Raw genomic sequence first — 6,811 nt, 5'->3', positions numbered from 1 at the left:
CCGGGGTGCGCCTCGATGGGCAGGGTAAGGCCGTGGTGAATCATGGCGGCGCCGGTTCCGCAGATGAGCCCGGTGAAAGCGCCGTGGCCGGTGGTGCGTTTGGAGAACATGCCAAGCAGGAAGGTGGCGAACAGGGGCGCGTTCACGAACGAGAACACAAGCTGCAGCGTGTCCATGATGTTGTTGAAGCTGATGGCAGCGTAGGCGGTGGCGATGGAGAGCAGAATGCCGCCGACGGTAGCCCATCGGCCCACCATCAGGTAGTGGCGGTCGCTGGCGCCTTTGTGGACGTAGGACTGGTAGAGGTCGTAAGTGAAGACCGTGTTGAAGGCGGTGACGTTGCCGGCCATGCCGGACATGAAGCTGGCGAGCAGGGCGGTAAGGCCGAGGCCGAGGATGCCGGTGGGGAAGTAGTGCAGCAGCATATTGGGCGTAGCCATGTCGTAATCGAGGAGCGGCTTGCCGCTGGCGTCGAGCATGGGCTGCCCGGTGACGGGGTTAACTTTGGCGGGGACAATTCCCTTCCCCTGCTCCATCTGGGCCGAGACCACCTGGATGTTGTGGGTGATGGAGCCATCGGCGTTGCGGGTGATGGTTTCTGTAGAGCGAGGGGTGGGGATGGCAATGGCGATGAGGCCGGGCAGAATCACCAGGAACGGGAACAGCATTTTGGGAACGGCGGCGATGAGGGGAACGCGACGCGCCGAGTCCATGTTCTTGGATGCCATGGCGGTCTGGATGACCAGGAAGTCGGTGCACCAGTAGCCGGCGCCGAGCACGAAGCCGAGGCCCATGCCGATGCCGATGATGTCGATGCCCATGGGATTGGTGGAGGGATGCAGCACGCCGCGCCACTCATGCATATAGGCCACGGGGAGCGTGGCTTTGAGGCCGGCCCATCCACCAACGTTTTTGAGTCCGATGAGGACCAGCGGCAGAAACCCGGCGATGATGAGGAAGAACTGCAGGACCTCGTTGTAAATGGCGCTGGTGAGTCCGCCGAGGAAGATGTACGCGAGCACGATGATGGCGGAGAGGATGATGGCGAAGGTGAAGATGCCGCCGGGCGCCAGTCCGAGGTGCTGGAAGAGGCCGTCGAAGACGTGCAGAGTCTGGATCAGCCGGGCCATGGCGTACATGGAGATGCCGGAGGAGAAGACGGTCATGACGGCGAAGGAGCAGGCGTTCAGTGCGCGAGTCTTCTCGTCGAAGCGGAGGCGCAGGAATTCCGGCACGCTGCGCGCTTTGGAGCCGTAGTAGAACGGCATCATGAAGATGCCCACGAAGATCATGGCGGGGATGGCGCCGATGCCGTAGAAGTGGGCAGTTTCGAGGCCGTACTTGGCGCCCGAGGCGCCCATGCCGATGACTTCCTGCGCGCCGAGGTTGGCGGAGATGAACGCCAGTCCGCAGATCCACGCGGGAAGGGCGCGGCCGGCCTGGAAGAAATCCTTGCTCGTCTTCATGTAGCGCTTGAGGGCAAAGCCGATGCCCAGCACGAAGACGAAGTAGAGGATCATGATGAGCCAATCGACGTAGGTGAGTCTGGCGGCATTCATAAGGGTGTGTGAGCGTACTCCTTTGGGCGGAGGGTGCGGCCGGCGAGGCGCAGAACTGGGTAAGGTACCGCGTACCACTGTATAGGAGCGGGGTGCGGGTGCGTCCAGTGGAAAATGTAAACGTTGTCAAGGCGACCACCAGTTATTCGGGACGGGCGAGATTACTGCTTGCGCAAACGGCTACATAGCGGCTTGTCGTCTGAATTGCATGCCTTGAATCCGGCCCGCATCAAGGACGAATCCTGTTATGTGCTGATTGGCATCGCGGGTGAAGCGAAGCGTGCCAACCTGACCGATGAATACATCCTGCGTAGCAGGCCGTAGCGCGTCCGGCTTCTGCTTCATCCGCAACAGCGTGAGGTGGCCGTCTCGCACCTCGAAGCGGTACGCCGGGTCGATCTCCTCGCTTACATAGGAGCCGCCGAAGTCGGCGAGCTGTGCCGGCGTGGGATCGACCGACCGCACCCATCGTAGACATCAGGTTTGTCACCGTCCCACGACTGCTCGAGACGGGCAGGCTTGCCCTCCGCCGCCGCCACAAAGTGCAGGTCCATGTGGTCGGTCCAGGGGACATCCGCGATGTGGAAGTGCGATTCGGCGAACGGCTTCAGCGCATGGTATTCGTTTCCGCCAAAGTCCAACTGCAGAGAGCCATCCTTGAGCACGACCCTCTGATAATCATCCTCGTCCCGTTTCCAGTATGTGCCTGCTATGGCCTGCATCTGTTTCGCCGTCAACGCCACTACACCGGTGGGCTTGGCTGCATCTTTCTGCGGAGCGGCCGCGGGCTCCTTGATCAGTTTTGCCAGAACGATATCCGCCACCTGTCGCGTGAGGGAGCCCGGGCTGGCATCGGCCCGGTTGCAGAGCGCTGTCACGGTAAAGTGCTGCCCCGGGAAGCGAACGATATCTGAACGGTATCCGGCATCGGCGCCTCCGTGGCCAACCGTGGGCAAGCCTTTGTAGGTCCCGATCGAAAGTCCTGACGCGTAGTCCTGCTGCTTGCCGTTGTTGAGGCGGCCAGGTTCCAGCATCTGCTTCACGAACTCAGGGCCGCCCACCCTAGGATGGTAGAAGTTCTCATCCCACAATTGAAGGTCTTCGACGGTGGTGTGCAGGCTGGTAGCACCCGCGGTGTCGAAGTTGGTCAGGTTCATTCGCCAGGGCTTGCGCTCGCCGTCCTGCTCATAGCCCAGCGCGTCGTGCTTGATGACTTCTTCGTGATCGTCTCGGAAATGCGTATGGGTCATGCCGAGAGGCTCGAAGATGTTCTTTGTTGTGTACTCGCGAAGCGACAGGCCGCTGACGCGCTTGACCACCAGGGCCAGCAGAGTGAAACCACTGTTGCTGTAAAGGAACTTCTCGCCCGGCTTGAAGTTGAGTGCCTTTTGATGGATCATCACGGACATTACGTCGTCATCCGTGATCAGGTCCTGCGAGTAGCGCCATCCGGCGAGCCCGAGGAGGGCCCATTGATCGCGCACGCCGCTGGTGTGGTGCATGAGGTGGCGCAGGGTGATGTGCTCGCCGAAGTCCGGCAACTCCGGGATGTATTTGTGCACATCATCGTCCAGGGAGAGCTTGCCCTGTTCGGCCAGCAGAATGATGGATGCCGCGGTGAACTGCTTGGACATGGAGGCAACGTGAAACACGGTTGCCGGCGTGATGGTCACGTCGTCGTTCAGATTAGCCATTCCGTAGCCATGCTCGTAAGCGATCTGACCATTTTGATAAACGCCCAAGGCGCAGCCGGGGGAGTCCGGCCGGTTCCACTTTTCGAAAAGCTTGTCTATGTTCGCCGTCGTCTCCGGTGAGAGAGTCTGCGCCTGCGTGAAGGCAGCCGTCAGAAGAAAGCCAGCAAGCGCCAGGCTCGAACGCGTCATCGTCATCCCGAAGTCCTCCCTGCGGTTTCACCGCGGATTATACGTGCTCGTTTGGCCAAGCGTACGCCGATGACGGCGTACACGTGACAGGGGCCAAAACGAGGGCAGATTCCGGGCAGCGATGACACAGAAGAAGTGCGAAAGCACAACGCAAGTGGCTTACCCAAGCAGATTTCCTGTGGAATCCCACTCGCCAACACCACAGCGCCGCGGGATCGTGCATAATCGAACCATAATTAGAGCCGCTTTGCACGCATCCGCGTCTCAGCTTTGCCCCGCGTTGTTGTTCTGTGCCCTGACGGGCCTCCGCCTTGAAGAGAAAATTCAAAGTGACAAGCAGGCATTCCCATGGATCTGTGGACCGAGTTTGAAGGCGTAACCATCGACAAGGCTTTCGCGTTGAGCAAGTTGCTGCAGACCGAAGGCCGCAGCGCATTCTTCACCACCCGCAACGCAAACGGCGAGTCGGTTCTGATTCGCATCATCGAGTGCCACTTTGACGAGGACGAGATTCTGGCGCGCTGGCGCGGTGTGCAGACGCTGGGACACGCGAGCTTTCTGCGCATCGAGCATTTCGGCCAGTTTTTGATTGAGGCCGACGACATCACGGCCGTATATGCCGTTTTTGAGCGCGTGGACGCGAACCTGGGGGATGTGCTGGAGCGCGGACGCCTGTCGCCGGACGATGCCTCGCAGATTGGGCTCAGCATCGCTTCAGCGCTGGAGATGCTGCACGCGAACGGGTTTGTTCATGAGCACATTGAGGCGCGCAACATCTATGCGGTGGGCGAGACGGTGAAGCTGCGCAGCGACTGCATTCGCGAGACGCCCGAGGGAGAGGCCAGCTTTGCGGCGCGGCGCCGCGATGTGCACGACCTGGCGGTGGTGTTGGCACAGGTTCTGCTGGGGAGCCCGCGAGGGGTGGATCCGTCGCGCGTGGCGAGCCTCCCCGCCCCATTCAATGACATTGTGCGCAAGGGGATGAGCGGCGAGTGGAAGCTGACGGAGGTCCAGGCAGCGCTGGCGCGGCACAAGGCGACGAGCGCGGCTCCGTCGAAAGGCGCGCAAGCCAGGGCCGCGGCGGCGCAGGTGGCGATACCGAGGTCCGCGCAGGCTGCAGCAACTCCGGCCGCTGTGGTGCCGACTGCCGCGCCATTGCGCGAGGCAATGAAGAGCATTGCAGGGGAGAAGTCCGCGGAAGCGGAGACGAACGCGCAGGCCAGATTCCAGCCGCGGACGGAGCCGTGGACCGCGCCGGGCCGCAGCCGCGGGGTTCTAGCGGAGGAACACACGCGCTTTCCGGGACCGGATCGCCCCGCAATCGACGTGCAGGCGTGGCTGGCCGCGATTGAACGTGACCGCCGCAAGTGGATCACGGGAGGAGTGCTGCTGCTGGTGGTTGTGCTTCTGGGATGGATGTTCGCGCGTCGCTTCTCCGCACATCCTGCGGCAGCCCAATCCGCGGTTGCTGCGGAGGCGTCTTCGCACGCTCCGGCGGCTCCGGATCGCGCCGTCACTCCGCAGCATGCCGCGCCGCGAGCGGCATCAGCCACACCTTCGGTTGGAAACGGGAAGAAGCAGTGGCGGGTTGTGGCGTTCACTTACAATCGCCAGGACCAGGCGCGGAAGAAGGCTGCGTCGGTTGCGCAGAAGCACCCTGATCTCCGGCCCGAGGCCTTTTCCCCGAGCGGCCGGGCGCCGTGGCTGGTAACGGTAGGTGGGGCGATGGACCGTGACGACGCCTATGCGCTGGCGGCTAAGGTGCGCGGGTTGGGATTGCCCCGCGACAGCTATGCGCAAAATTACAGCGGGCGTTGATCCTTGCGGACAGGCGGCAGGAAGCCCTGGATCGGAGAACCGATCCAGGGCTTTCTTGTTTAACGAAGCGATATGCGATGGGGACTACTTACGCCACCGACGCTGGGTGGATTGCCGCCGGTGCACGATGCGGTCGCAGCCGGAACAGTGAGGGTGACGGGAGCGGAGGTCGCCGGCGGGTGCAGGCTGTCTCCACTGTAATTGGCGGTGAAGGTGTGGGAGCCGGCTGCCATGGCGCCGGCGGTGAGCGATGCCGCACCATTGGTGAGACTTTTGGAGCCCAGCACGGAGGCGCCGCTCTTCAACTGCACCGTGCCTGTGGGCTGGCCCGACGATGAGGAGACCTGCACGGTAAAGCTGGCGGGGCTGCACGCCGATAGCGGGGTGGCCGCCGGGGTGAGATTGACCTTGACCGGAGCCGCAACGGTGGTGACGACCAGGCTTTCAGTGACTGTAGCAGTCGCGTAGTTTGCATCGCCGCTGTAGACAGCCGACAGGGTGTAGCTTGCCGCGGACGGTTCGCTAAAGACGGTGGAAGCGGTGCCGGTGGAGGACAGCGTGACCGGGGAGCCGATGGTAGCGCTATTCGCCTTGAAGGTGACGGTGCCAGTGGGTTTGGTGGTTGCCGTAGAGGTCACGCTCACTGCGAAGGTGACGGTGACTCCCGTCTTGACGGATGAGCCTCCCGTGGGCGACGTGATGGTCATCGTAGGTGCGGGGAGAGTGCCGGTACCGCCGAGGTGGATGGAATTGGTTCCTGTGATGGTGTTGGTTGGGATCACGAGTTGGGCTCCGCGGTTCCCGGCGGCGGCGGGCTTGAAGAAGACGCCGATGTTACAGCTGCGCCCCGCGGCAAGAGTTGCTCCGGCAGTAAGCGCGCAGCTGGTGGTTGCGGGATCGATGGCGAACTCGGTGGGGTTGTTGCCGGCAAAGAAGGCGTTGGCGGAGAGCGTCATTACGGAGTTCCCCGTATTGGCCACTGTGAATACCTTGGCTGCGCTCGTGGATCCTTTAAGCTGGGGCGCAAAGTACCAAAACCCGAAATTGCCGACTTTACGCACGACCTGGGTTGGGCCGGCGGTGGGGACGTTGCTCAGAATGTACACCTGCCCCTGCGAATCGACGGCCACGCCGGTCGGGTTGCTCAACGTGGCGAGAGTTGCCGCGCCGGCGTCGCCGCTGTAGCCAGCGGTCCCGCTGCCGGCGATCGTGCTGATGATTCCGGTGGCCGCATCGATGCGTCGGATGCGCTGATTGCCCGCGTCGGCGAAGTAGAGGTTTCCGGCTACGTCAAAAGCAATCTGACCGAGCTTGTTGCTGATTTCGGCACTGCGGGCCTGGCCGCCGTCGCCGCTGAATCCGCAAGCCGAACCGCCTGCGACGCGTTTGGCCACGGGTGAATATTCGGCTTGATAGAGGGATTCTTCCTGGATGTAGCAGGTGGTGGTTCCCCAGTTGTAGAAGTTGTAGAGGTTGTCGCTTCCGTCGACGGCAAACGACGCCCCGCTGCCCGACGAATAGACGAATTGGTTGGTCAGATACCAGAGACTC

General features: G+C 62.3%; 5 protein-coding genes. 1 reads left to right on the top strand and 4 read right to left on the bottom strand.

The window, feature by feature from the left end; all coding sequences use genetic code 11:
* The 3 genes from VGL22_RS10830 to VGL22_RS10820 form a co-directional block, all read right to left on the bottom strand.
* A partial coding sequence (locus tag VGL22_RS10830) for a sodium:solute symporter family protein (RefSeq protein ID WP_465266934.1) occupies nucleotides 1-1,559 on the bottom strand: 1,559 nt, incomplete at its 3' end.
* A 180-nt stretch (nucleotides 1,560-1,739) separates the two neighbouring features.
* Entirely contained in the window at nucleotides 1,740-2,024 is a 285-nt protein-coding gene (locus VGL22_RS10825; protein WP_465266933.1) for a hypothetical protein, read from the bottom strand.
* Complete coding sequence (locus VGL22_RS10820; protein ID WP_465266932.1) at nucleotides 1,967-3,448, bottom strand: serine hydrolase domain-containing protein; 1,482 nt, start codon at nucleotides 3,446-3,448, stop codon at nucleotides 1,967-1,969. Before VGL22_RS10820 ends, VGL22_RS10825 begins: the two co-directional genes overlap by 58 nt.
* 342 nt (nucleotides 3,449-3,790) lie before the next feature.
* Here VGL22_RS10820 and VGL22_RS10815 point away from each other — a divergent pair, with 342 nt between their 5' ends.
* Nucleotides 3,791-5,260: an SPOR domain-containing protein gene (locus tag VGL22_RS10815; protein WP_465266931.1), complete on the top strand. Its 1,470-nt coding sequence runs from the start codon at nucleotides 3,791-3,793 to the stop codon at nucleotides 5,258-5,260.
* 59 nt (nucleotides 5,261-5,319) lie between these two features.
* On the opposite strand, the gene VGL22_RS10810 is transcribed toward VGL22_RS10815, so the two are convergent.
* The coding region (locus tag VGL22_RS10810; RefSeq protein WP_465266930.1) for an Ig-like domain repeat protein at nucleotides 5,320-6,811 on the bottom strand (1,492 nt) is incomplete at its 5' end.

The sequence above is a fragment of the Occallatibacter sp. genome (assembly GCF_036502485.1).
Lineage (GTDB): Bacteria > Acidobacteriota > Terriglobia > Terriglobales > Acidobacteriaceae > Telmatobacter.
This window is presented reverse-complemented; position numbering and strand designations above follow the sequence as displayed.